Source organism: Clostridium sp. NkU-1, assembly GCA_001312405.1.
Window position 1 is genome coordinate 29,849 of sequence record BBDR01000004.1, and the last position, 25,483, is coordinate 55,331.

Genomic DNA, 25,483 nt, shown 5'->3' on the forward strand with positions numbered 1-25,483 from the left:
AAACGGATACAGGTAATCTGTGAGGAATTAAAAAGGCTGGCAGTGGTAAAAAAAGCTGCCGGCCGGAAACCTGCAGTACAAAAAAAGGGCAGTATTTTTATCCCCGGGAAGCAGAACAGGCCCCGGCTCCCTGGGAGGATTTTATCCCAGGGGATACGAAATGGTACGGGCCGGATCAGCATTACTGGTTTCGGACAACGTACACTGTGCCGGAAGAATTGGACGGAAAGACCCTGCGTCTTCATGTGAAGACCCAGATTGAGGAATGGGACGATGCCAAAAACCCCCAGTTCCTTTTGTTTGCCGGTGGCAAAATCCTCCAGGGAATGGATATGAACCACAGAAGCGTTCAGCTGACAGGAAAAGCCCAGGCAGGGGAATGCTGGGAGTTCGACATACAAGCTTATACAGGAACCCTGCATTCGGAATTTGATATGATTGCGGAGATATGGCAGGTAGATTTAAGAATTGAAAAGCTGTACTATGATCTGTTGGTTCCCTTACAGGCATTTGGACGTATGGAAAAAGAGGATAAGGTAAGGCTTGATTTGGAAACAGTGCTGAATGAGGCAGTGAACCTGCTGGATTTGCGCAATCCTTATTCGTCTGCGTTTTACGAAAGCGTGGAATGTGCTTCTATTTACTTAAAAGAGTCCTTGTATGAAGCCATGGGCGGTTACAGCCAGGTAATTGCCACCTGTATTGGCCATACCCATATTGATGTGGCATGGTGGTGGACAGTGGAGCAGACCAGGGAAAAGGTGGCCAGAAGCTTTGCCACCGTACTAAAGCTGATGGAGGAATATCCTAATTATAAGTTTATGTCCAGTCAGCCCCAGCTTTATATGTTTTTAAAGGAACGCTATCCGGAGCTCTATGAGAAGATAAAGGAGAGAGTCAGGGAAGGCCGCTGGGAACCGGAAGGGGGGATGTGGCTGGAAGCAGACACCAATTTGACTTCCGGGGAATCTCTGGTACGCCAGTTCCTTTACGGAAAGAAATTCTTTTTGGAAGAGTTCGGGGCAGACAGCCGGATTTTGTGGCTTCCGGATGTATTTGGTTATTCGGGAGCATTGCCTCAGATCATGAAGAAATGCGGCATTGACTATTTTATGACTACGAAACTGTCGTGGAATCAGGTGGATCAAATGCCCTATGATACATTCCTCTGGAAAGGCATTGATGGTACGGAGGTCTTTACCCATTTGGTGACCACCCTGGGAGTGGGACAAAACACGGACGATTTCTTTACCACTTATAACGGAAGCCTTCATCCGGATTCCATTATTGGCGGGTGGAAGCGGTATCAGAATAAGGATATTAACAATGATATTTTGATTTCCTATGGCTATGGAGACGGCGGCGGCGGCCCTACCAGGGAAATGCTGGAGACTTCTTTGAGAATGGAGAAGGGGATTCAGGGAATTCCCAGGGTGCGCCAGGAATTTTCAGGGACTTATTTTAAAGAATTATTTGACCGGGTAAAGGGGAATCGCAGGCTTCCTGCCTGGGAGGGGGAACTGTATTTTGAGTATCACAGGGGAACCTATACCTCCATGGCAAGAAATAAGCGGGCTAACAGAAAATGTGAATTTCTGATGATGAATCTGGAATTTTTAAGCCTCCTTGCTTCCTGGAAGGGCCTTGCATATCCCAAAGAAGAAATAGACAGAATGTGGAAGGTGATTCTTTTGAATCAATTTCACGACATTTTGCCCGGGACGTCTATTCATCAGGTGTATGAGGTGACAAAAAGGGAGTATGAAGAACTGGAAAAAACCGGAGATAAACTGGTGAAAAAAGGGATGGAGGTTCTCGCAGACGGAGGAAATGCCATTACTGTGTTTAATACTCTGGGCTTTGACAGGGACGATCTGCTGCATTTGCCTAAGGGAATGAAGGGTGTGCTAAAAGACAGGGAAGGCAATGTTTATCCGGTGCAGGAGCTTTGCGATCGTTCCATTGCCTATGTGAAAGGCATTCCGTCCAAGGGCTTAAAAAGCTTTGAAACAGAAAGGGAGGAAGCTTCCGGCTGTGCCAGGGAAACAGGCAGTCCCTTTGTAAGAAAGGGAAACCAGCTGGAAACGCCTTATTACATCGTAAAACTGGATGAAAATGGACTGTTTGCCTCTGTCTATGATAAGAAAAACAAAAGGGAAGTCCTGAAAGAGGGGACAAAAGGGAACCTGTTCCGTATGTATGAGGATAAGCCCATTTACTATGATAATTGGGACATTGACATTTATCATACGGAAAAGAGCTGGGATGTAACAGAGCTGTCCCATATGGCATGGAAAGAGGAAGGCCCGGTCTGCATTGTTCTGGAAATGGAACGTCCTGTGAGTAAGTCCCTGATCCGGCAGAAGATTTATTTTTATGGAAACAGCCCCAGAATTGATTTTGAAACCTATGTGGACTGGAAGGAGCACCAGCACCTTTTGAAGGTTCATTTCCCTGTGGACATTCATTCGGACGAAGCGTCATTTGATATTCAGTTTGGAAATCTGACGAGAAAGGTACATACGAATACTTCCTGGGATATGGCCCGGTTTGAATCCTGTGGGCAGAAATGGATGGATTTTTCCGAAGGACATTACGGGGTAAGCCTTTTAAATGACTGCAAATACGGTCATTCTGTGAAGGATTCGGTTATGGGGCTTACTTTGATTAAATCGGGGATTGAGCCCAATCCGGTGACGGATCAGGAGGAACACTTTTTCACTTATTCTTTGTATCCCCATGCAGAATTTAAGAGAATGTGACGTTGTGAAGGAAGGTTATAAACTAAATGTGCCCTTGCTTTGCTGCGAAGCAGGCAAAGCAGGGCGGCAAGAGTCCCTTTTGCAGGTGGATGCGTCCAATGTGATGGTGGAAACCGTTAAGGAGGCGGAGAACGGAGAAGATGATGATCCGTATGTACGAATATGAAAATGCAAAAACCCATGCCACACTTACCCTGGGAATGGGAAAGAGGATTAAACGGGTTTATGAATGCAATCTGCTTGAGACACGGGAACGAGAGGTGACAGAGCGCAGGTCTCAGGAGTTTGAATTTGTAATAAAGCCTTTTGAAATTAAGACTTATGAGGTTGTGTTTGAAAGCCTTTCTTAAGGGTAAAATGTGAACCCCCCGCAAATGTTGGCAATAACAGCATTTGCGGGGGGTTCGCATTTTTTCAGCAGTCCATAAAGGATTGAATTTTCTATAATTGGCTGGAATGTCAGCTAGGGGACCGGACAGACGGTTTTTTTTAATGGCTGACCGGTTAACCTCTGCCCAGAAGGCTTCTGCCATGCTGTCATAGCCATAAATCGACGATACGTATCTTAAGCCGTCGGTAATTTCGTTTTTGGAAAAATCATGGTCTTCAAGAAAACTGTAATCTACCTGATTTAAATGATAATAAAACATGAGTGCCATTTTAAAATGCTCCATATCTTTTGAATCCAGTTCATCCAATAATTTGTTTTCTGCTTCATTGATGTTACCCGCCTGGATGAGAGCTAAAAGCTCCTGATATTTAGATACTGTCTCCTGGTCTTTAAAATTCAGTTCTTCATTTTCCCCTAATTCAATATGAAAAATCAGCTTCAGCAATGTTGTTACCATTTCATGGATCATGCGCATGATAAAATCTTCTTCCAGCATAAAATTCTCCTTTTTTAACCGTAATTATTGATAACCATAAAAATGTTTTGATAAAAAAATAATTTACCACAAATCATAAAAAAAAGTAAAATATATATTTGGCAGAGCTTTAGACGGGGGAAGAATGAAAATTGATTCGGCTTCCCTGTTTCCGGGAAAGATGGTAAGAAAAAGGATAAAATCCACAGCTATTGAAGGAGATAGCAAAATATGGTAAGCTGTTTCTTAAAATGATGAGAGAAAAAACAAATTAAAAGCTCCGGGAGGCCGCAGATGATAGAAACGGAATTGGCAAAGAAATTCATTGAACAGGTCACACAATATACAGAATACAATATCAACATTATGAATGAGCAGGGAGTCATAATTGCCAGCCGGGATCCGAAACGGATGGGATCGTTTCATGAGGTTGCCTACTATATTGTAACCGGAAATGAGGACATCGTGGTCACTTCCACGGAGGAGGATTATCCCGGCGTAAAGCCTGGAATCAATATGGTTATTAACATTGACGGCAGGCGTGAAGGAGTGGTGGGAATCACCGGAGATCCGGGAGAGATAAAGCCCGTCGCCTTAATCACCAAAATGGCCATCGAAGCCATGCTGAAATACGAGAAACAGCAGGAAGAACTGAGGCGGAGGAGGAACCGGAAGGAGCATTTTACAAACCTTTTGATCCACGTGGAATATCCGGACCCTGGGGAGCTTCGGAGCGTTGCAAAGCAGCTTAATTATTCGGAGAACATAATCCGTATCCCCATATTGTGTAAACTGGATGACATTAGGCCGGAGCCCTTTCTGGACATGATTAAGAAAAGCCCCAGGCACGGGTCAGAGGATATCAGCATTGTTTTGGACAGTAACCATATCCTCATATTCAAAACAATGCCGGAACAGACGCGGAAAGTATTTGCAGATTATAAATACATCATTGCGGAATATTTAAGCACTGCTTTAAAATGGCTTCGGGAGCAGGAGAAGAACTGTAAATTTTACATCGGCTCCTTTCAGGGAAGCTTTACCCAGTATTATAACGCCTACCGGCACTGCAAGTGGCTGGAGGAAAATGCAGATTCCGGTTCTGCCGCCTTTTTTTATGACTATACGGGAAATTATGTACGTTCCATTGTGCCCATGAATGAACTGCAATGGATGTTCAATATTTATGAAAGGGAGCTGGGGGAAGAGTTTAAAAAGACATTTATGGAGATTGCCGGAGCTCTTATAAAGACAAATTATAATCTGGTAACAGCATCAAAAGAGCTTTTCGTGCACAAGAATACACTTTTGTACCGTTATAATAAGGTGAAGGGCATCTTGAATATTAATCCAATAGAATCTTCGTCAGACCGTTTTTTTTCTGGAAACCTTTTATAGTTTTTTTAAGAAAAGAACACTAGTTTTGTGACGGCGATACAAAAATCAGGGTCATATTGATACTCACGGCAGTAGAAATTCCGGGGACAATGGTGTTATGATACCATAAAACAGCATATACTATTGTCATTGTTTAGAAGGGGGTCATTTTATGACAGGTTTACCACTGATTTTTATTTTTGTACTGGCAATTATCCTGATGATCGTTGCAATCTCCAAATTTAACATTCATCCGTTTATTGCCATCATGAGCATCTCACTGCTCTTGGGACTTATTGCAGGGATTCCGCTGGTCGATAAGACACTGGAGGATGGGACCAAGGTAAGCGGCCTTGCAAGCGTAATCGGGGCCGGATTTTCCGGCACATTCTCAAGCATCGGTATTGTTATCATTCTTGGAGCCCTGATCGGGACCATTTTGGAGAAAACAGGGGCAGCCTTAAGCTTGCTGATTTGGTGATCAGGCTTGTTGGGAAAAACAATCCGGTCCTGGCAATGGAGATGATGGGCTGGGTGGTATCCATTCCCGTGTTCTGCGATTCCGGTTTTGTAATTTTAAACCCTATCCGGAAAGCCCTGGTAAACAGGACTGCAGCATCATCCGTAGCCATGACTGTGGGACTTTCCTCAGGGCTTTACATTTCCCACGTTTTCATTCCTCCCACACCTGGTCCAATTGCCGCAGCTTCTACCTTGGCATTGGGGAAAATCTGCTTCTTGTTATGGGAATGGGCGCATTGTGTTCTGTCTTTCCTTTAATTGCCGGGTTCTTTTACGCAAAATACATTGGAGGAAAGGTGCGGGCTGACGATGAAGCCGATATGGGCGAGATTACAAAAACCTATGAGGAGCTGGTTGCTGAATACGGCAGACTTCCTGGCGGTTTCAATGCCCTTGCTCCTATCATTGTCCCAATCCTTCTTATGGCTTTTTCCTCTGTTGCGGCCATGGCCAATATGCAGGGCTTTGGGGCTGATGTTATTAAATTTTTAGGAACACCCATCATCGCTCTGGCAGCAGGTACTGTATGCGGCATCCTTCAGCTGAAGGGAGCAGGTAAGATGGAAGCGTTTTATGAGTTGACCAATGAGACCTTAAAGACTGTGGGACCGATTTTGTTTGTAACGGCTGCCGGCGGCGTGCTGGGTAAGGTGATTTCTTCCACTGATATGGTGAACTATATCAAAGATCATGCTTCGGTACTGAGCACCATGGGTATTTTCTTCCCATTCTTTTTGGCAGCTATTTTAAAGAGTGCCCAAGGTTCCTCTACCGTGGCTTTAACCACCACTGCAGGAATTGTAGCTCCGCTGCTTCCAATGCTGGGCCTTGAAAGTCCTGTCCGGGTAACCCTTGCCTGTATGGCAATCGGCGCGGGAGCCATGACCGTTTCCCACGCAAACGATTCCTATTTCTGGGTGGTAACGAATTTTGGGGCCATGACTCCGGAAAAGGGGTATAAGACACAGACCATGGCAACGCTGATTTTGGGAATTGCAGGAATCCTGGAAATCTTTATTCTGACTTTGATCCTGCATTGATAAGAAGAAAAGAGCATTAAAATTCACTGGTCAAAGGAGGACTTTGTATATGAAATTACTGTTTGCATCTGACTCGTTTAAGGGGACTCTTTCCAGTGAACAGACCATAGAACTGCTTAAAAAGGCTGCGGCGGAAGTATTTGACCAAGTGGAATGTACCGGAATCCCCGTAGCCGATGGAGGAGAGGGAACCACGGATGCCGTGATCGCAGCCATTCAGGGAGAAAGGATACCGGCAACTGTCTGCGGGCCTCTTCTTGCTCCTGTTCATGCTTATTACGGAAAACTGGATGAGAAACGTGCCATCCTTGAGATGGCGGCGGCTTCCGGGCTTCCCTTGGTTCCAATGGATTTAAGGGATCCAAGAAACACCACCACCTATGGAACCGGGGAGCTGATAAAGGATGCTTTGGACCGGGGTTTTACCGAGATTTCCATTGCAATCGGCGGTTCGGCAACCAATGACGGCGGAATGGGCTGTATGAGGGCGCTGGGTGTAAAATTCCTGGATTCAGAGGGAAAAGAGCTGGAAGGAACGGGAAAGGATCTGGGGAATGTGGCACATATTGATATTTCCGGCCTTCATCCCAGGGTACCTAAAGTGAAACTGACTGCCATGTGTGACGTCAATAATCCGTTATGCGGAAAAGACGGAGCCACCTATACCTTTGGAGAGCAGAAGGGCGGTACGCCGCAGGTCCTTGATGAGCTGGAAAAAGGTATGCAGAACTACCGGGATGTGATTACACGGGAACTTGGGATCGATCCGGACAAAATGCCCGGTTCCGGAGCCGCAGGGGGCCTGGGGGCGGCGCTTTTGGTATTCCTCCATGCGGAGCTAAAATCAGGAATTGAAACGGTTCTGGATTTGATTGATTTTGATTCCCGCTTAGAAAATGTGTCCATGGTCGTGACCGGAGAGGGACGGACAGACTGGCAGTCCTGTTTTGGAAAGGTCATACAGGGCATTGGAATGAGGTGTAAAAGAAAAGGTATCCCGGCTGTTGCTCTGGTAGGAGCTATGGGAGAAGGTGCGGAGAAGATATATGACTTTGGGATCTGCTCTATCATGACAACGGTCAACGGGGTCATGGAACTGGATAAGGCCCTTGAACATGCTGAGGACTTATATTATCAGGGAGCTTTACGGATGTTCCGCTTTATAAAAACTGGTATGGCAATACAGGATAAGGCTGCGGGTATTTGAAACCCGCAGCCTTTTTATGGACATTTGCCATAAGACAGAAATCCTGTAACGATTAATATTTATAATTATCTTCTTCCGGAGCAGGAGCCTCTAATGAGGCAGCTGGCTGGCCGGACGCAGAAGGTGTTTTATCCGTCAGCTGGAACTTTTCTACCAGGCATTTTAAATTAAGGGCCTGGGCGGTCAGTTCTTCGGAAGTGGCCGCACTTTCTTCCGATGTTGCGGAGGTGGTCTGTACAACGGCGGATATCTGGTCAATGCCGGCGGTGATCTGCACCAGAGCATCGGACTGGGCGGCGGATGCTTCCGCAATTTCTGCTACCCTGACGGAAGAAATATTTGATTTTTCAACCACAAGCCGCAGGGCGTCTGCTGTTTCATCTGCAATTTTTGTTCCGTTTCCAATGGCTGAAATAGAGCTTTCAATAAGAGCCGTGGTATTTTTAGCAGCTTCCGCGGACTTGCTGGCCAGATTGCGGACTTCATCGGCAACCACTGCAAACCCCTTTCCGGCAGAACCGGCCCTTGCGGCTTCTACGGCTGCATTTAGCGCCAGGATATTGGTCTGGAACGCGATATCGTCTATGGTTTTGATGATCTTGCTTATTTCGCCGGAGGTGCTTGCGATTTCATTCATTGCACAAATCATATCCTCCATCTTCTGATTGCTGTTCAGCATGCCCTCACTCGCTTCCAGAGACAGGGAATTTGCCTCTAAGGCGTTGGACGCATTTTCCTTTACCCGTTCTGAAATTTCGTTAATGGCTGCGGATAACTCCTCAATGGAAGATGCCTGTTCCGTGGCTCCCTGGCTGAGAGACTGGGAAGCATCGGAAACCTGGGACGCGCCGGTGGAAACCTGTTCAGAAGCCTGGTCGATCTCTAAAAGCGTATCGCTTAATGTGAGGCGGATGTTCTGCATTGCTTCTAGGATATGCCGGTATGCGCCGGTGTATTTTTCTTCGTTTTTGGTCGTTACCTTAAAGTTGCCTTTGCTCATTTCACCCAGAACATCATTGATATCCTGAATAATGAAATTTAAGTTTTCTGCCATGTCCATGAATGTCCTGGACAGTACTCCGATTTCATCATTAGACTTGACCTCCATCCGGATATCCAGGTTGCCTGATGCGATGCCGGCGGCAGCGGCCACAACGCCTTCAATAGGGCGGAGAGTCTTTTTTTAAGAAAACCGGAATGACTACATTAATAAAGACCAGTGCAATGACTGCAAGAAGGATCATTAGTGCAATGATCTGTGTTACATCCTTTGTTAAATCCCTCTTTTCCAGACAACTGGAAGCCCACCAGGTCTGTGAGCCGCAGGTGATCGGGTAATAATGTCTGGATTCCATGGTTCCGCCGGATTTTTTTATATCAATATGGAATTCCGTTTTAGCCTGCTGTAAAGCTGTGATTTTTGCATATTCGGAAGACGGGATCAATTCCTTTAAATTTTTTCCGATGCGGTTGTTTGCCTGGCTGTCAAAGACGGTCAAGTTATCTTCCGTGTAAATATTAACGTACATGGTGGGATATTTTGAATCCGAAGTTTTGATCTTGGAGAAGTCTGATACGTTGATATCGGCCAGAATAACTCCGATGACATCATCTCCCTTCATGATGGGGAACGCTATGGTACTCATTGTGGTTCCATCGAAAACATAAGGATCAGTAATATAGGAAGCTTTTGTTTCCTTGGCAACACGGTAATAATCCTTTGTGGAATAGTCACTGTATGCCCCAATGGACTGAGCTGTTTTGTTTTGAGCCTCATTTTTGCCCACATAGAGAGAATAATCCTTGACCGCAGGATCAAATTTGCCAGGTTCAAAAAAATGCGCCGATTCCATAGATATCAGGATTGTTGCCCACGGTTGCCCAGGCAGAATTTAAGATATAATCCTCGACCAGATAATTAGCTCCCTTTAGCTGCGCATTGTATACCTTGCTCTTTAAGTCCATGCTGTTCCAATCGCCCACAGCGTCCCTGTCGTTATATGCACGGTTTAAGTAATCCTGCAAATTCCTGGCAGCGCCGGTGGCATCATTGATTATGGCCTGTACCATAAGGCCGTTCTGGGCGGATATTACGGAAAATTCTCCGTTGATTGCCTTTGAAACTGCTTTGCTCGCCTGTAACGCAGAGACCGTAATCAGCAATGTCATGCTTACTGCCAGAATGATTCCCGTAGTAATGGAAGTTTTTACGGCAAGTTTTAAATTGCCGAACTTCAGTTTTTTTCATTTTCTTCATAATTGTATGATACTCCCTTTGATTGATTGATCAGTAAAAATAAGCCCCAGATGGAGAAAGTGGGAAATAATTGAAGAACCTCCTTTCCTGTTTAAAGGCATGTATGTACCATCTGTATAACCACTATATATTCGACATGAAATGACAAAAAATAATAGTATAACATTATTTTTCTAAGAATTGTAACAATTGCTGTACCAATGCTCAATGCCGATAGACAGACTCTGGGCTATCCTCTGTTTTATAAACAGATGCAGACAGGCACAAAATTTTTTTCAAAAATCTGTTGTAATTACAACGGACAGAATCCCAGGAGAATAGTATGATAGCTCCAGAAAGCAAACAATAGGAGGAGGGTATAAGGGATGATTCGTAGAATTATTCAGATTGATAAAGAAAAATGCAATGGATGTGGTCTTTGTGCGGCGGCATGTCATGAGGGGGCCATTTTGATGGTAAATGGAAAAGCAGAGCTTATGCGGGATGATTACTGCGATGGATTAGGGGATTGCCTTCCTGCATGTCCTACCGGGGCCATCACATTTATAGAAAGAGAAGCAGCCGCCTATGATGAAGAGGCGGTGGCATTGAATAAGAAAAAGGCCGGGGTAAAAGGAAATGCTTTCTTTAGCGGATGTCCTGGAAGCCAGGCCATGCAGATTGAGCGTGCGGCTGAAGAAAAGAAAAGGGAAGAGGCTCCCATCCAGTCCCAGTTAAGGCAATGGCCGGTGCAGATCAAGCTGGTTCCTGTGAAAGCACCTTATTTTGAAGAGGCAGATTTATTGATCGCAGCAGATTGCAGCGCTTATGCTTATGGAGATTTCCATCAGAAATTCTTAAAGGGAAAGGTTGTTCTTGTAGGATGTCCCAAGCTTGACCAGGTGGATTACAGCGAAAAGCTGACAGAGATCATAAGGAACAACGCCATTCAAAGCATTACAGTTGTCCGGATGGAGGTACCATGCTGCGGCGGTCTGGAACATGCAGCCTTAAGAGCCCTTGAGGACAGCGGAAAAGAAATTCCCTGCCAGGTAGTTACCGTCTCTGTTGATGGAAATATTATATAAAATGAAAAGCGGAATCCGGCTGGTAATGATGCCGGATTCCGCTTTTTATACAGGCTTTAAAGGTTTAACCAGGCAGAAAGAAATTATCCTTCATGGAAATCTTCTTTTAAGGTGAACCGGTTCTTCTTATAGGTTAAAATCCCTTCGTCCTGTAATTTGCTCATTTCATTGGACAGGGCGCTGCGGTCAATGGACAGGTAATCTGCCAGCTGCTGCCTGTTAAATGGAATATCAAAGGTAGAGGAATTGTTTTTTAAGGATTCGGCGGAAAGGTAGGAGAGCAGCTTTTCCCTGATGGTCTTTTTGGACATATGCTGCATTTTTTTCGTAAGGGTTAAATTCCTTCTGGCAATGGAAGATAAAAAAAATTTTGTAACAGGCGTGTATGAAAGGTGCATGCGGAGGTGCACACATGCAGGATCTTGTTAAAATCCATAAACAGCACATCGCATTCCGAGTCGGAGATAACACTCATTTCAATCGGGATGGAGGGGATGCAGGCATAGGTTTCCGCAAAAATAGTGCCTGGCATAACATCGGAAATAATGGTCCGTTTGCCCCAGAAATCCTCCTGTATGATGAGCGCGGACCCTGAAAGAAGCATTCCAACGGAACGGATGTAGTCTCCGCTTCTTATGATAAATTCCTCTTTTTTAAAATGCCTGATCCGGGCTGACAGGCAATTTAACATTGCGCTGATTTCCTCTGGCTGGACCCCGGAAAACAGGTTTGATTTTTTTAATATGGACAGGTATTCCTCCATTTGCCGTCTCCTTTTAAATTATTTTCATAATGTTGTAATTACAACAGAAATGTTGAAATTATTATATTATAATCTGTTTATAAAAGCAAGAGAAAAACAAGGAGGCAGCCAAATGTCAGAGAAATTTATTAAAAATATAAAGCATGAAGAAATCGTAATGTTATCTGATCTGGTTCAGGCAAATGAAGGCCAGATCGTCAGCAAGACCCTTGCACAGAATGAAGCTCTCAGCATTACGTTATTTGCATTTGATAAAGGGGAAGAAATCAGTACCCACGAATCCAACGGAGATGCCATGGTGACTGTTTTGGAAGGAACCGGGAAATTTACGGTAGATGGTAAGGAATATCTGTTAAATGCAGGAGAGACCCTTATTATGCCTGCCAGAAAACCACATGCAGTTTATGCACAAGAACGCTTTAAGATGGCATTGGTTGTGGTATTTTAACCAGTTGGAATAGAAAGGACAAAATAGAAAGGTTGAATAAATATATGGATAGTAAGATGTTTTGTTTTCAGTGTGAACAGACGGCAGGCTGCAGCGGCTGTACGGGCAGCGCAGGAGTGTGCGGCAAATCAGCCAGCACTGCGAATTTGCAGGATGAACTGACCGGTGCACTGATCGGTCTGGCAAAGGCCTGCGGCAATCATTCCCCTTTGGAAACAACCACAAGAATCCTTGTGGAAGGGCTGTTCACCACCATTACAAATGTAAACTTTAATGATGAAGTTTTAATAAAGATGATCAAAAGAGTGCGGGAAGAAAAAGAAAGAATCGTGCCGGATTGCAGCAAATGCACCTCTGTCTGCGGAAATACTTCTGATTATGATATGAAGAACATCTGGGATGCACAGGAAGATATCCGTTCCTTAAAGTCTTTGATTTTATTCGGGCTTCGCGGCGTTGCGGCCTATGCCTATCATGCCATGGTCCTTGGATATGAAGATGAAGGGGTCAATCATTTCTTCTATAAGGCGCTGTCAATCATTAGCTATGATCTGACCATGGAGCAGCTGCTTCCGGTGGTCCTTGAGGTGGGAGAGGTAAATTTAAAATGCATGGAACTTCTGGATAAAGCAAATACCACTGCATATGGAACTCCTAAGCCAACTAAAGTACCTCTTACCATTGAAAAAGGTCCGTTTATCGTAATCACCGGACATGATTTATATGATTTAAAACAGCTCCTTGAGCAGACTAAGGATAAGGGAATCAATATCTATACCCACGGAGAGATGCTTCCGGCCCATGGCTATCCGGAATTAAAGAAGTATTCTCATTTAAAGGGGAATTTTGGAACTGCATGGCAGAACCAGCAAAAAGAGTTTGACGACCTTCCTGCACCAATCCTCTTTACCACAAACTGCCTGATGCCAGTAAAGAAAAGCTATGCTGACCGTGTATTCACCACGGAAGTGGTTTCCTATCCGGAAATGGTCCACATAGGAGAGGACAAAGACTTTGCACCTGTAATAAAAAAAGGCGCTGGAGCTTGGCGGATATGAGGAAGATCATGAAATGACCGGAATCAACGGCGGCAGGGAAGTCATGACAGGATTTTCCCATGGAACCGTATTGGGAGTTGCGGATCAGGTCATTGACGCAGTAAAGCAGGGAGCGATCAGCCACTTTTTCTTAGTAGGCGGCTGTGACGGCGCTAAGACAGGAAGAAATTATTATACAGAATTTGTAAAGCAGTCTCCCAAGGATTCCATTATCTTAACCCTGGCCTGCGGAAAATACCGTTTTAATGACCTTGACCTTGGAACCATTGGAGGGCTTCCAAGAATCATGGATATGGGACAGTGTAATGATGCATTCAGTGCCATCAAGGTGGCGGTGGCTTTGGCAGAAGCCTTTGGATGCGGGGTCAATGAGCTCCCATTGTCCATGGTATTATCCTGGTATGAGCAGAAGGCAGTATGCATTCTTCTTACCTTGCTGCACCTTGGGATCAAGAACATTTACCTGGGGCCATCCTTACCGGCATTCTTATCACCAAATGTATTAACGTTCCTTGTTGAGAACTATGGAATATCACCCATCAGCACACCGGAAGAGGATTTAAAGAAAATTCTTGGATAATATAAATCATGAATAATAGATCAGGAGGAAAATTATATGATAACGAAAGAAATGTATATTGGAGAAATTTTAAGAAGCAATCCAAAGGCAGCGGAGATTTTAATGGGCTGCGGCATGCACTGTCTGGGATGTCCGTCATCCCAGATGGAATCCTTAGAGGATGCATGTATGGTTCACGGGCTTGATACAGACGAAGTGCTGGACAAGCTGAACCAGTAAAGGAAAGAGGTGTAAAATGAGTGCCTTTTTAGGACCAATCCACACTTGGTTATACAACAAAATAAAATTTCAGGATGCAATGACTGATGCAATTTTAGACTTTGCAGAAGAAAACGGCTGCAGCAAAGACCTTAGAACCAGGACCGGCAGCAGATACGGAGTGCTTGAAAAGGGAAACCTGGAGGATATGATCGATACGGCCAATATCCATGGCTGGCTTCAGGAAAAAGTGAGCCTGGTGGAAAACAGACTGGCTTATGTGGTCACTGAGCTGGCAGAAACGGATCAGGAAAGACTGCCCCATATCGCTGATGCAGTCCGGAATTTTGGAAAAAGAAATTCTGCGGATAAAAACATTACGGTCCGCAAAGGCTATGATTATCTTGAAAGCACCCTGCTAAACGGCATGCCCTGTGACAGAGTAAACGACCTGGTTCAGGAAACGGAAGACAAACTGGTATGGAGACAGACCCAGGATATCCACGGTGTTTATTGGGCTATGATCCACGGAGATGTAACACATTATTATACCTTGAGAGAATCTCTGATAAAAGGAATGTTTGAGGACTCTGAAATAGAATTTCATCAGATTGAGGATCAGGTATATGAATTGAGGAGGCGCTAATGTACGGAATCGATATTTTAATGAAAGAGCATGAGAACATTCTGGCTTTTACCGGCTTTTTAAGAAGCATCAGCTCCGATATTCTGGAGGGGAAGCCGGTGGATGCCTCCCTGCTGCGGGAGTGCATTGAATTTGCAAGAAATTACGCAGATAAGCATCATCACGGAAAGGAAGAAAAGATCCTGTTCCGGATCATGATGGAAAATATGGGGCCTGTTGCGGAAAAGCTTATCAGGAATGGCATGCTTGTGGAACATGATCTGGGAAGATTGTACCTTTCTGAGCTGGAAAAAGCCATTGACGAATATGAGAAAAATCCGGGAACAGAGCCGAAGCTGGATATCATCTCCAATGCGGTTGGCTATGGTGCCTTATTAAAGCGCCATATTGAAAAAGAAGATGAAGCTGCCTATTCATTTGCAGTACGTGCACTGGCAGAGGATAAGTTAAAAGCTGTGGATGATGAGACAGAATCATTTGAAAAACAGGCAAAGGATCAGGGTGTACAGGATAAGTACGAATCCTGGATCCGGGAAAAAACAAGGTAACAGTGACGGGACGGCTGAAGGGGAAACAGGCCGTCCCGTCTGTTATAAGGAAGATACAAAAGAAAGGGGCGTACAGGAATGGAATTAAAAAATTATATGGAGCAGCACGACCGGATACGGGAAGAATTAGAGATCTTGAAAGCGCTGTGCAAAAACAGGGACTTAGAACAAACGGCATCGGAAATCGCCTTACATATAAGCAGTCTTGCAGGAAAGCTGAAAATACATTTATCCTCAGAGGATCAGTATCTCTATCCGGCCTTTTTAAGATCCGGTGATTCAAGGCTGGTGAATCAGGCAGAGGAATATCAAAGGGAAATGGGGAACCTGCTTGCCCTGTTTACAGAATTCAAGGATAAATATAATACGAAAATTAAAATCCTTTCAGAAAAGGAAAGCTTTTTCGGCGAAGCTGAAAAAAATCATAAAAAGCATTGAAGTGAGAATGCAAAAGGAGGAAAGCGGTTTATACCGCCTGGTGAGATAAGGAAGTATAATGGCTGGATATTGCAATGGATTTTTGGCTTATGCAGCAATTAAAGATGATAGTTGGAAATGTTACAGAAAAGCTGGAGGCTGTACACGAATACTTCGTGGAACAGTCTCTTTTTTTGTTATAAAACCGTAAAAATGGGAAGGCTATTTTTAAATTCCTCCGTATAAAGAAAGCATACAGATTTGATAATATTCCACATCATGGATTTACATTGTTATCATTTTTACTTATACTTTTTCAGGTGATCCCGTTTCTTATTCAGACCCTGAAAAAGTCCGCAGAGCTGGATATGGCTGACGAAATTGTACATGTGATAAATCTGTGTGCAGGTTCGCAGGCTGGAGCTTAGGGACTAATCGGCCACGGAAGAGAAACTTAAGGAACCAGTGAATGAAACATCTTAATTGAAAGGAGGAGGATTAAGTGGAAAATTGTTATGTAGCGAGCATAGCAGAGACACTTGAGAACTTTAACACGAACGAAAATACTGGCTTATCAGATCAAGAGGTGGCAAACCGACAAAACAGCTATGGAAAAAACGAGTTTGCAAAGCAGGAAAAAAACAAGTCTGATTAAAGAAATACTGCACCAGCTGAAAGACATTTCTACGATAATCCTGCTTCTGGCTGCTTTGCTGTCTTTAGGCATGGCATTGAGGGAAGGCCATGGCTTCTTAGAGCCAGTAGTCATCGTGTCTATTGTTATCTTAAATCTGATACTGGCAATTACCCAGGAACGGGGCGCTGAAAAAGCCCTGGAGGCATTGTCAAGCTTAAATTCTCCAAACTGTATTGTATTACGGGAAGGCATACAAAAAGAGATGGATACCAGTGAATTGGTACCGGGTGATATCATTCTTCTTCATTTGGGAAGCATTGTTCCTGCCGACGCACGTCTGCTTTCCAGCACCAATTTACAGGTGGATGAATCGGCGCTCACAGGAGAGAGCGAGCCATCGGAAAAAGATGCAAATATCCTGCTGCAGGGAAGTGTTCCCCTGGGAGATCAGCTTAACATGGTATTTTCCAGCTGTCATGTTACCTCCGGACATGGCACAGCCGTTGTTACTGCTACAGGAATGCAGACGGAGATGGGGAAGATTGCAGGATACTTAAATAATTCACAGAAAATCAAGACACCGTTACAGCAGCGTCTGGAGCGTGTTGCAAAGTCCATCAGCATGATCGCTGTTCTGGCAGCCGTATTGCTCTTAGTCATCGGCTTTTTACAGGGAGAGTCCATTTGGGTTATGGTTATGCTTGCGGCCACCCTGGCTGTAGCAGCTGTACCGGAAACTCTGAATTTAATTGTAACCTTATCTCTTTCCCAGGGCGTTAAAAATATGGTCAATAAAAATGCGCTGATCCGAAAGCTGTCTGCAGTAGAAACCCTTGGAAATACCTCAGTCATTTGCTCGGATAAGACCGGAACCCTGACGCAGAACCAAATGACCATTGAAAAGCTTTGGATTCCTGGAAATGAGCCGTTTGAAGCGGGAGACGAATTTGCAGCAGGTCAGACAGAACTTCTGACACTGTTTGCTCTTGCAAGTAATGCTTCTGTCCAGGAAGAAGAGGATGGTACCTTAACCATCATGGGAAATCCGACGGAGAAAGCCATCATGCGTCTTCTCCATGAAAAGGGATTATCCAAAGAACGCATTTCTGAGCAATACCGTATTGTAGGAGAAATCCCATTTTCTTCCGAACGCAAGATGATGACCATTGTTTTGGAGGCTTCTACGGGAGAATATTTAATTATTACCAAAGGTGCTCTTGACCGGTTGCCTCTCAAGGCATTTGATGAGGAAAGGGAAAAAGAAGTTGACCGGGTTCATAAGTATTTTACCGGGGAGGCACTTCGTGTCCTGTCCCTTGGAATCCGGTATGTGAATGAGGCTCCTTCCATGGATAAGCCGGAGGAAATTGAACGGGATCTGGAGCTGTGCGGGCTTATTGGTTTAATTGATCCGGCTCGCCCAGAAGCAGCCCAGGCGGTAGAAAAAGCAAAGCTGGCAGGAATCCGTACCATCATGATCACCGGCGACCACGCGGCAACAGCCAGTGCGATCGCAAGAAATATTGGAATTCTTGGTGAAAATGAAAAGGTTCTCACCGGACAACAGCTGAAAACCATGTCAGATGAAGAGCTTTGCAGGAATATCCATCATTATTCTGTTTATGCCCGGGTATCCCCTGAGGATAAGATCCGCATTGTTGAGGCATGGCAGGAAAATGGAGAAGTTGTTTCCATGACCGGAGACGGTGTTAATGATACACCGGCACTAAAGGCAGCAGATGTGGGAATCTCCATGGGCCAAAGCGGGACTGAGGTGGCAAAAAGTGCGTCTGACATGGTTTTAACGGATGACAACTTTGCCACGATCATTGATGCGATATCAGAAGGAAGGAATGTTTTCTCGAATATCAGAAAGACCATTTACTTTTTGCTGGTATGCAATATTTCGGAAATTGTCATTATGCTGGTTGCCCAGTTAAAGGGCTGGGGTATTCCTGTAACGCCGATCATGCTGCTGCTGGTCAATGTGCTGGGTGACGGCATTCCGGGACTTTGCTTGTCCAGGGAAACCTCGGATCCTCGTCTTATGGACCGGGAACCCATACGCAGAGACGAAGGATTTTTAGGGGGAGGTCTTCTTACGGTAATTATACAGCAGACCATAGCATGTTCGGTTGTGGTTCTGATTGGATATTACATCAGTACGTTCCGGGCATTTCCTGGAATGCCGGGGCCCTCTCCTGCAATCGGGCAGACCGTTGCCTTTCTGGTTTTGGGCTGGACCTCCATCCTTCATTTATTTACGGTCCGCAGCAGAAAGTCCATTTTCAAACGGTCGATTATAGATAATCCGCCTGTAGTATACAGTACCATTGCCATGATCGGATTATTCGGCCTTCTTGTGGCTTTCCCGCCCGTTGGAAAAATCTTTGGCCTGACTGCCATAGGAAGCTATCACTGGCTGCTTGCATTGGGGCTTTCCCTAATACCGACGGCAGTAGCTGAGATTGGAAAATTCATCGATAATAAGACAAACATTCGCAGAAATCGTGAATATCGGAATCGTTTGATCCGCCACCAGATAAGAAGGGATGATAGCTTTTAATATTTTTCTTCATATAGTCAATAAAGATTAGAAGTAGTTAGTTAAAACCCTGAAAATAGCAGGCAATGAAAAGCCACTGAGAAATCAGAGGCCCGGTAATTGTCTGCTATTTTTTCTCTGCCCGTAAATCTGGAATGAAAAAGAACTATAAAATCAATTGCCCAAATAAGCATTTAGAAGTATAATAATTTGAAGTGTTTTTTTTATTCCTACTAAATTGATAGAAAATTAAAGAAAGAGGTAGAATCAATTGTTAAACCAGTTTTCAAGAACCCAGTTGTTGTTGGGTGAAGATGCCATGGAAAAATTGATGAGTGCAAAGGTTGCTGTTTTTGGCATCGGCGGTGTGGGCGGATATGTGGTAGAAGCCCTGGTAAGAAGCGGAGTCCGTTCCTTTGTGCTTGTTGATGATGATAAGGTTTGTCTTACCAATTTAAACAGGCAGATCATTGCCACCAGAAAAACGGTAGGCAAATATAAAGTTGAAGTAATGAAAGACAGAATATTGGAAATCAATCCCGATGCCCAGGTGGAAATGCACCAGTGCTTCTACTTGCCGGAAAACGCGGATGATTTTGATTTTAAAAATTATGATTATGTAGTGGATGCAGTAGATACCGTAACCGCAAAGCTTGAACTGATCATGCGGGCAAAAGAGGCAGGCGTGCCGGTCATCAGCTGTATGGGCGCAGGCAATAAGCTGGATCCTACAAAATTCCAGGTTGCGGACATTTATAAAACCACCATGTGCCCCCTTGCAAAGGTCATGCGCAGAGAGCTTAAGAAAAGAGGCGTAAAAAAGCTTAAGGTCGTTTATTCCACAGAAAAGCCTACAAGGCCCCTGGAAGATATGTCTATCAGCTGCAGGACAAACTGTATCTGCCCGCCGGGAGCTAAGCATAAGTGTACGGAGCGGAGAGATATTCCCGGCAGCGTAGCCTTTGTTCCTTCTGTGGCAGGGCTTATCATAGCCGGAGAAGTGATCAAGGATCTGTCTCTAAATGGAAGGATTGGGAGGTAATCACATGTTTGACGGCAATATGGCTCATGAGCAGGATCTGTCATTGGAGCAAATGAAGCAAATGAACCCGGAGGAATATGTGCTTGTAGACGTCAGAGACCAGACGGCGTATAACCATGGATTTATACCGGGAGCCATAAATATAGAAAAAGAGGTATTGTTAAACGGGGAGGCTTCCCTTCCCAGGGACAAAAAGATCATATTATATTGCTTAAAAGGGATCATCAGTGAAGAGGCTGCAGGGCATTTAAATGAAAAGGGATATGAAGCATATAATCTTCGGGGCGGCTATGGGGAATGGCTGCTTCGTGCCATGGAAAAAGAGGACAAGGGAGCAGAGCGCCTGGAAGAGATAGAAAAGAGCATCCGGAAGAAATTCCATAAGGAGCTGTTCAGCAGATTTGCAAAGGCTGTCAATGAGTATGAGCTGGTAAAGGAAAACGACAGGATCGCCGTCTGTATTTCAGGGGGTAAGGATTCTATGCTCATGGCAAAGCTGTTTCAGGAGTTAAGACGGCACAATAAATTTCCTTTTGAACTGGTCTTTCTTGTCATGGACCCAGGCTATAATGAGACCAACCGGCAGGTAATCGAAAGCAATGCAAAGCTTTTGAATATTCCCATCACCGTATTTGAAACCCAGATTTTTGACGCAGTTTATGACGTGGAGAAATCCCCGTGCTATTTGTGCGCCAGAATGAGGCGGGGATACTTGTACAGCAAGGCAAAGGAATTGGGCTGTAATAAGATCGCCCTGGGGCATCACTATGATGATGTCATTGAAACGATTCTCATGGGAATGATGTACGGAGCCCAGATCCAGACCATGATGCCTAAGCTGCACAGCACGAATTTTGAAGGAATGGAACTCATCCGCCCCATGTATCTTATACGGGAGGATGACATTAAGGGCTGGAGAGATTACAATGATTTACACTTCATTCAATGTGCATGCCGGTTTACAGATACCTGTACGACCTGCAGAACCGACGGCAGCACCGGATCAAAGAGAATGGAGATAAAGAACTTGATCAGGCAGTTAAAGGAAGTCAACCCGTATATTGAAAGCAATATTTTTAAGAGTGTGGAAAATGTAAATTTAAATACCATAATTGCTTACAAAGAAAATGGAACCGTTCATCATTTCCTGGACGGTTATGATTTGGACACAAAATAATGAATCTGGAGGCGGTGTCTTATGAAGATTTCAACAAAAGGCCGCTATGCGGTCAGGCTCATGATAGACCTGGCTGAACATAATCATGGAGAATATATTCCTCTCATGGATATTGCAAAGAGACAGGAGATATCGGAAAAATACTTAGAATCCATTGTTTCGGTTCTGAGTAAGAGCAATCTGCTCATTTCCCTGAGAGGAAAAGGCGGCGGTTATAAGCTGGCGAAAAAAACCGGAGGACTATACCGTAGGCAGTATATTAAGCTTACGGAAGGATCTCTTGCTCCGGTTTCCTGCCTGGAAGGGGAGGTAAATGACTGCGCAAGGGCCTGTCATTGCCGGACCCTTCCCATGTGGGAGGGTTTCAATAAACTGATTAATGATTATTTTGACGGAATCACCATTGCTGATCTGGTTTCCGGCGGTGATTATTCAGACGATTACATGATATAAAATCAACCTGAGAAGGCTGCCAGAAAATTCCCAATTATTTCCACTGGAAAAATGGAAACAAGAGTGTTATCATATATTCGTAACATAAATGTAACACAAATGTAACAATTTCAAAGGAGGCAAACGAATTGAGAAAACTAACAGCACTTGGAATGATTACACTTACTTTAACGAGTATGATACCATTGACAGCGAATGCGGCGGTGGCAAGACCTTACAGCCAATGCAACAATGGAAGAAATGTGATAACAGTGAGCAGGAACTGTAATTTAGATGATTTAAAGGCTAGATTGCAGCAATTAGGAGTTGATGGAAATAACATTGACTGGTCTAAGCTCATCAATAACAGTAATACAGGCAAGAATTGTAATAATGGCAATAATGGTAACACTGGTAATACAGGAAATAACGGTAATACAGGCAACACTGGAAATAACGGCAATACCGGCAACACCGGTAATACCGGAAACAACGGCGATACAAACAACGACACAAATACAGACACTACACCAGATGAGTCAACAGACAATACATCAAATAAGTCTTATACCCAGCAGGTAGTTGACCTTGTAAATGCTGAAAGAGCAAAAGAAGGACTTGCACCTCTTACCATTGATGCTAATGTGGAGAAGGCGGCAACTGTAAGAGCCAAAGAAATCCAATCAAGTTTTGACCATACACGTCCAAACGGAAGCTCATTCTCAACTGCTTTAAAGGAGCAGGGTGTGAATTACCGCGGTGCAGGCGAGAATATTGCCTGGGGACAGAAAACTCCTCAGGAGGTGGTGAATGCCTGGATGAACAGTGCAGGACATCGTGCAAACATCATGAATAAGAGCTACACACATATCGGTGTAGGCAATACTCAGAACGGTTCCGGAACACAGTACTGGGTACAGTTATTTACATATTAATAGTAGGAATGCCTTGTAAATCAAAATAGAATAAGGATTTATCAGGATTCTATTAATGAAAAAGATTGGCGGCGGCTCCATTTGACAACCCTTTTTGGGAAGTTGTCAAATGGAGGCCGCCTTTTTGAATAGGCTCAGATAATTATTAGAGCCTTTTACAGCAGTAAAGTTATTAAATTTTGTATTAACAGCATCTGCAGTTATTATCTACAGCTATTGCGGAAAGTCTTGCGTTGGTAATAGTAACAGAAGCATCAGTTGTAGCTGTAGTTGCTACTATTGAATAGGTGCAGCATTCATCAGGGCAAATGTCACAATCACAAACAAAGAAAGAAAATGTTGAAGTACCAGAAAATCCAGGTGTTGCAGGTGGAAGTATTAGGTTTGTAAATGGAACTGAAAAAGCCAGCTGTGGCCCTACTGGTATTGGGTTGCGCTGATTGTCGCAAAGTTTAAATACCTGAAAGTTTACAACTGTGCTATCAATCGTGGTAGGACTTGAATAAGCTAAAGTGCTTGTAAATTCAAGCTTTACACATGGATCACATAAGCAGGAAGTATTTAAAGAGAGAGTACTGACGGTAAAAGCAGTACCAGCCAAAGTACTTGGAGTTATTGATATTGCACTGCCTGATGTTCCGCATTTTAAAATAGTCTTATTATCTTTACAGCTGAGTTTATTACATGTGCAACAGTCATCATTATATTTCGGATTATCTGCAACAATTGCGGCCAGCCTTGCTGCAAAAATGCCAACATTACCAATAACAGGAGTAGATCCACCAGCTGAAACAACAACACTATAGGTGCAGCATTCATTTGAACATAAATTACAATCACAAACAAAAAAATGTAAATACATTAGCAAAAACAGCTTGTATCGATTGTGTAAAATAGAACTGTGGACCAATAGGGATTGGCAGCTGATCATTACAAGATTTATATAATTGAAAATTTAAAGTTCCTTGAAAAAGCGTTCCAATTATATTAGATGTAAATTCGAATATTATACATGGGTTACTAAATTCAGAGGTATCCAGGGTGATAGTAGCGGCGGGTACGGACGTTCCTATACTCGTACCATTAAATAACAATGCTTGACTAACTTCGCCGCATTTTAGTATTTGTCCGCATGAGTCACTGCTCTTATTACTGATTTCATAATCATCCATAAAATTAGCTTTTGATGATAAATTCATATTATTTACTCCTTCACATTGAGCGTTTTAAAAATTCTACTTAAAGTACTATGTACTTATAAAGAACAGGTTAATGGAGTAAGCTGTTTATTCATTTATTTAATATAGAATATGAGATAAATGAATAGAGGTGATAATTTTTTTTAGACATTTACGGGTTTGAGAAAGTTTTTCTGTAAAATAGAGTTTCATAGAACCTTCTATGATAAAATAATTGCTTTCGTTGTCCTGAGTGAACTTTGCATTGCAGTCTGCCTGTCCCATATAATATAGTGCAGTACGGCAAGAAAGGGGTCAAAGTATATGAGTAGTAATACTTTAAATGCAGATGCCAATGTTCTAAGAGGTGTGAACCCAAACGTGAATGTGAATGCGACGAATATGAAGAGTATGAAAGATAGTCAATAACAAGAGCGGGCTTCGGTATTCCGGGCTCGCCTATAAAAAATACTTTGCAATCTGTCAGTCGCCTAGGTGTTTTAATCCTTCTGGCATTATCATATCCGTATATCGGACAACTTCTGAATGTAATATTGAGTATTAAAAATAAACCACATTTGGGCATCAAATCTCATAATGGTCCAGATTGATAAGCCCTGGAGATCATATTCTGTTATCAGTGCAGCCCTTGCGTCAAAGCTTCTTGCATCTTTAAACCATACTAAATGCAGAATCCCGTCACTGCCCACATAGTAGAAATAAGGTGACTGTGCTGCTTCATTAAATTGTATTGGTATACCATTTGCCGATGCAATTTCAACTGCATTATTAAAGTTTATCGCAGTAGCTTCTGTGGCACCGGAACATAGGGAAGTGTCCAATCATAGCCCAGAGTGGTGACTCCTAGAAGAATTTTTTTTCGGGTGGAATAATACTGACCCCGTAATCTAATAATTCTCTTAAGACATTAACCGGAAAAATTGAGCTTGGATAGCTGTAATACCTTGTCCAGTCATAAGAAGAAAATGTGATTCCATCCACAAGTTCAGATAATTTTGAATAGTCTATTTTTTTCAAAACTTACGTTAGGGGTATCAATATACGTAACCGGTGTTATGGTAATTACTATCCTGTAACCTTCTGAATGAAATATCGCAGAGGCTTTTTTTTAAATATTCTGCAATGCTATCTAAGTTGTCATAGGTGATGTTTTCAACATATACGTTTATACCATAAAAGCCTTTCGTTTTCAGGATGTGAAGAGCATTATCAATAAGGCGGTCCTGCACAGAAGGATTATTTAAAATATTATAAGCCACTTCACGGCTGACGATTCCTTCTTCCGTAATCGTTGAAACAAACATCATGGGTGCTACACCATAAATTTTAGCCAGATTGACAAGTTCCGTGTCGTCGGCACTGGAGACAATTTCCCCTTCACTTGTCGCTCTATAATTGAATATGTCCAGATAAGATAAAAATGGAAGCGTTTTTATTAAAACGGATTTATCTATATATGGAAAGGCATAACCACTGGTGGCAATTGTTCTTGTTTTATTCGTTTGATAGCTTATAACTATGGTTTCACCGGCGTACATAAATTCTCTATCGGAAAGATAAGGGTTATTTCTTGTTTGGCCAATTGCTAAATTGCCAGGGTTTGTAATTCCGTTTTCCAATATTAATCTGTTAACAGGAATTTTGTAATAATCGGATATTGAATTTATGGTTTCACCGGGTTGGACAACGTGTATGATCATGGATTCCCTCAAATGATCTTATTAATACTATTATATGCTAATTTTACATGTCCATAACAT

The 25,483-nt window shown here is 43.4% G+C and carries 25 protein-coding genes and 2 pseudogenes; 19 read left to right on the plus strand and 8 right to left on the minus strand.

Annotation, left to right across the window (positions count from 1 at the left end; translation table 11 throughout):
* Positions 1-206 precede the first annotated feature (206 nt).
* The 7 genes and pseudogenes from JCM10519_RS07810 to JCM10519_RS07825 all read left to right on the plus strand — a co-directional run bounded on the left by JCM10519_RS07810 (position 207) and on the right by JCM10519_RS07825 (position 7,774).
* Entirely contained in the window at positions 207-2,762 is a 2,556-nt protein-coding gene (locus tag JCM10519_RS07810; RefSeq protein ID WP_347843514.1) for a glycoside hydrolase family 38 C-terminal domain-containing protein, read from the plus strand.
* Between the two features lie 4 nt (positions 2,763-2,766).
* The gene (locus JCM10519_RS27645) at positions 2,767-2,928 is read left to right on the plus strand and encodes a hypothetical protein (RefSeq protein ID WP_347843515.1); all 162 of its coding nucleotides are present in this window, start codon (positions 2,767-2,769) and stop codon (positions 2,926-2,928) included.
* Positions 2,903-3,112 (plus strand): glycosyl hydrolase-related protein, encoded by a 210-nt coding sequence (locus JCM10519_RS27650; RefSeq protein WP_347843516.1) that lies wholly within the window; start codon positions 2,903-2,905, stop codon positions 3,110-3,112. Before JCM10519_RS27645 ends, JCM10519_RS27650 begins: the two co-directional genes overlap by 26 nt.
* A gap of 810 nt (positions 3,113-3,922) precedes the next feature.
* A complete protein-coding gene (locus tag JCM10519_RS07815) occupies positions 3,923-5,026 on the plus strand; it encodes a sugar diacid recognition domain-containing protein (protein ID WP_054738479.1) in 1,104 nt (367 codons plus the stop codon).
* 199 nt (positions 5,027-5,225) lie between these two features.
* A pseudogene (locus JCM10519_RS27655) lies at positions 5,226-5,785 on the plus strand (hypothetical protein).
* Positions 5,755-6,567 (plus strand): hypothetical protein, encoded by an 813-nt coding sequence (locus tag JCM10519_RS27660; protein WP_347843681.1) that lies wholly within the window; start codon positions 5,755-5,757, stop codon positions 6,565-6,567. The pseudogene JCM10519_RS27655 and the gene JCM10519_RS27660 overlap by 31 nt, the downstream one beginning before the upstream one ends.
* A 49-nt stretch (positions 6,568-6,616) precedes the next feature.
* Positions 6,617-7,774, plus strand: a complete 1,158-nt coding sequence (locus tag JCM10519_RS07825) for a glycerate kinase (RefSeq protein WP_054738480.1) — start codon at positions 6,617-6,619, stop codon at positions 7,772-7,774.
* Between the two features lie 52 nt (positions 7,775-7,826).
* Here JCM10519_RS07825 and JCM10519_RS07830 read toward each other — a convergent pair whose 3' ends face one another.
* From JCM10519_RS07830 to JCM10519_RS07840, 3 genes are read right to left on the minus strand one after another with little or no spacing between them, the layout of a single operon-like run.
* The gene (locus tag JCM10519_RS07830; protein ID WP_054738481.1) at positions 7,827-8,927 is read right to left on the minus strand and encodes a methyl-accepting chemotaxis protein; all 1,101 of its coding nucleotides are present in this window, start codon (positions 8,925-8,927) and stop codon (positions 7,827-7,829) included.
* A 7-nt stretch (positions 8,928-8,934) separates the two neighbouring features.
* Entirely contained in the window at positions 8,935-9,627 is a 693-nt protein-coding gene (locus JCM10519_RS07835; protein ID WP_054738482.1) for a cache domain-containing protein, read from the minus strand.
* Positions 9,605-9,943 (minus strand): hypothetical protein, encoded by a 339-nt coding sequence (locus JCM10519_RS07840; RefSeq protein WP_054738483.1) that lies wholly within the window; start codon positions 9,941-9,943, stop codon positions 9,605-9,607. The genes JCM10519_RS07835 and JCM10519_RS07840 overlap by 23 nt, the downstream gene beginning before the upstream one ends.
* A gap of 453 nt (positions 9,944-10,396) precedes the next feature.
* On the opposite strand from JCM10519_RS07840, the gene JCM10519_RS07845 reads away from it, so the two are divergent.
* The gene (locus tag JCM10519_RS07845; RefSeq protein WP_054738484.1) at positions 10,397-11,098 is read left to right on the plus strand and encodes a 4Fe-4S binding protein; all 702 of its coding nucleotides are present in this window, start codon (positions 10,397-10,399) and stop codon (positions 11,096-11,098) included.
* Positions 11,099-11,181: 83 nt separating this feature from the next.
* Here JCM10519_RS07845 and JCM10519_RS27665 read toward each other — a convergent pair whose 3' ends face one another.
* Together JCM10519_RS27665 and JCM10519_RS27670 are read right to left on the minus strand one after the other, a co-directional pair.
* Positions 11,182-11,409 carry a helix-turn-helix domain-containing protein gene (locus JCM10519_RS27665; protein ID WP_347843517.1) on the minus strand — a complete coding sequence of 76 codons (228 nt, stop codon included), beginning with the start codon at positions 11,407-11,409 and terminating at the stop codon, positions 11,182-11,184.
* 23 nt (positions 11,410-11,432) lie between these two features.
* The gene (locus tag JCM10519_RS27670) at positions 11,433-11,861 is read right to left on the minus strand and encodes a cyclic nucleotide-binding domain-containing protein (protein WP_347843518.1); all 429 of its coding nucleotides are present in this window, start codon (positions 11,859-11,861) and stop codon (positions 11,433-11,435) included.
* A gap of 112 nt (positions 11,862-11,973) precedes the next feature.
* Here JCM10519_RS27670 and JCM10519_RS07855 point away from each other — a divergent pair, with 112 nt between their 5' ends.
* From JCM10519_RS07855 to JCM10519_RS07905, 11 genes and pseudogenes are all read left to right on the plus strand, one after another.
* Entirely contained in the window at positions 11,974-12,309 is a 336-nt protein-coding gene (locus tag JCM10519_RS07855; RefSeq protein ID WP_054738797.1) for a cupin domain-containing protein, read from the plus strand.
* A gap of 44 nt (positions 12,310-12,353) precedes the next feature.
* Positions 12,354-13,947: pseudogene (hcp, locus tag JCM10519_RS07860) on the plus strand (hydroxylamine reductase).
* Positions 13,948-13,983: 36 nt separating this feature from the next.
* The gene (locus tag JCM10519_RS07865) at positions 13,984-14,166 is read left to right on the plus strand and encodes a DUF1858 domain-containing protein (RefSeq protein ID WP_054738485.1); all 183 of its coding nucleotides are present in this window, start codon (positions 13,984-13,986) and stop codon (positions 14,164-14,166) included.
* Between the two features lie 79 nt (positions 14,167-14,245).
* A complete protein-coding gene (locus tag JCM10519_RS07870) occupies positions 14,246-14,791 on the plus strand; it encodes a hypothetical protein (protein WP_347843519.1) in 546 nt (181 codons plus the stop codon).
* Positions 14,791-15,339 (plus strand): hemerythrin domain-containing protein, encoded by a 549-nt coding sequence (locus tag JCM10519_RS07875; protein ID WP_054738487.1) that lies wholly within the window; start codon positions 14,791-14,793, stop codon positions 15,337-15,339. The genes JCM10519_RS07870 and JCM10519_RS07875 overlap by 1 nt, the downstream gene beginning before the upstream one ends.
* Positions 15,340-15,417: 78 nt before the next feature.
* Positions 15,418-15,777 (plus strand): hemerythrin domain-containing protein, encoded by a 360-nt coding sequence (locus JCM10519_RS07880; RefSeq protein WP_054738489.1) that lies wholly within the window; start codon positions 15,418-15,420, stop codon positions 15,775-15,777.
* Between the two features lie 518 nt (positions 15,778-16,295).
* Positions 16,296-18,959 carry a cation-translocating P-type ATPase gene (locus tag JCM10519_RS07885; protein WP_347843520.1) on the plus strand — a complete coding sequence of 888 codons (2,664 nt, stop codon included), beginning with the start codon at positions 16,296-16,298 and terminating at the stop codon, positions 18,957-18,959.
* A gap of 250 nt (positions 18,960-19,209) precedes the next feature.
* Positions 19,210-19,980: a ThiF family adenylyltransferase gene (locus tag JCM10519_RS07890; RefSeq protein WP_054738491.1), complete on the plus strand. Its 771-nt coding sequence runs from the start codon at positions 19,210-19,212 to the stop codon at positions 19,978-19,980.
* A gap of 4 nt (positions 19,981-19,984) precedes the next feature.
* Positions 19,985-21,157, plus strand: a complete 1,173-nt coding sequence (locus JCM10519_RS07895) for a rhodanese-like domain-containing protein (RefSeq protein ID WP_347843521.1) — start codon at positions 19,985-19,987, stop codon at positions 21,155-21,157.
* Positions 21,158-21,178: 21 nt separating this feature from the next.
* Positions 21,179-21,610 (plus strand): Rrf2 family transcriptional regulator, encoded by a 432-nt coding sequence (locus JCM10519_RS07900; RefSeq protein WP_054738495.1) that lies wholly within the window; start codon positions 21,179-21,181, stop codon positions 21,608-21,610.
* Positions 21,611-21,738: 128 nt separating this feature from the next.
* A complete protein-coding gene (locus JCM10519_RS07905) occupies positions 21,739-22,524 on the plus strand; it encodes a CAP domain-containing protein (RefSeq protein WP_347843522.1) in 786 nt (261 codons plus the stop codon).
* A gap of 184 nt (positions 22,525-22,708) precedes the next feature.
* Here the strand turns inward: JCM10519_RS07905 and JCM10519_RS07910 are convergent, their stop codons facing one another.
* The 3 genes from JCM10519_RS07910 to JCM10519_RS07920 all read right to left on the minus strand — a co-directional run bounded on the left by JCM10519_RS07910 (position 22,709) and on the right by JCM10519_RS07920 (position 25,423).
* Entirely contained in the window at positions 22,709-23,386 is a 678-nt protein-coding gene (locus tag JCM10519_RS07910) for a DUF4489 domain-containing protein (RefSeq protein WP_347843523.1), read from the minus strand.
* A complete protein-coding gene (locus JCM10519_RS27675; RefSeq protein ID WP_347843524.1) occupies positions 23,361-23,723 on the minus strand; it encodes a DUF4489 domain-containing protein in 363 nt (120 codons plus the stop codon). Before JCM10519_RS27675 ends, JCM10519_RS07910 begins: the two co-directional genes overlap by 26 nt.
* Before the next feature lie 1,034 nt (positions 23,724-24,757).
* On the minus strand, positions 24,758-25,423 hold the full coding sequence (locus JCM10519_RS07920) for a LysM peptidoglycan-binding domain-containing protein (RefSeq protein ID WP_054738500.1): 666 nt from the start codon (positions 25,421-25,423) through the stop codon (positions 24,758-24,760).
* Positions 25,424-25,483 lie beyond the last annotated feature (60 nt).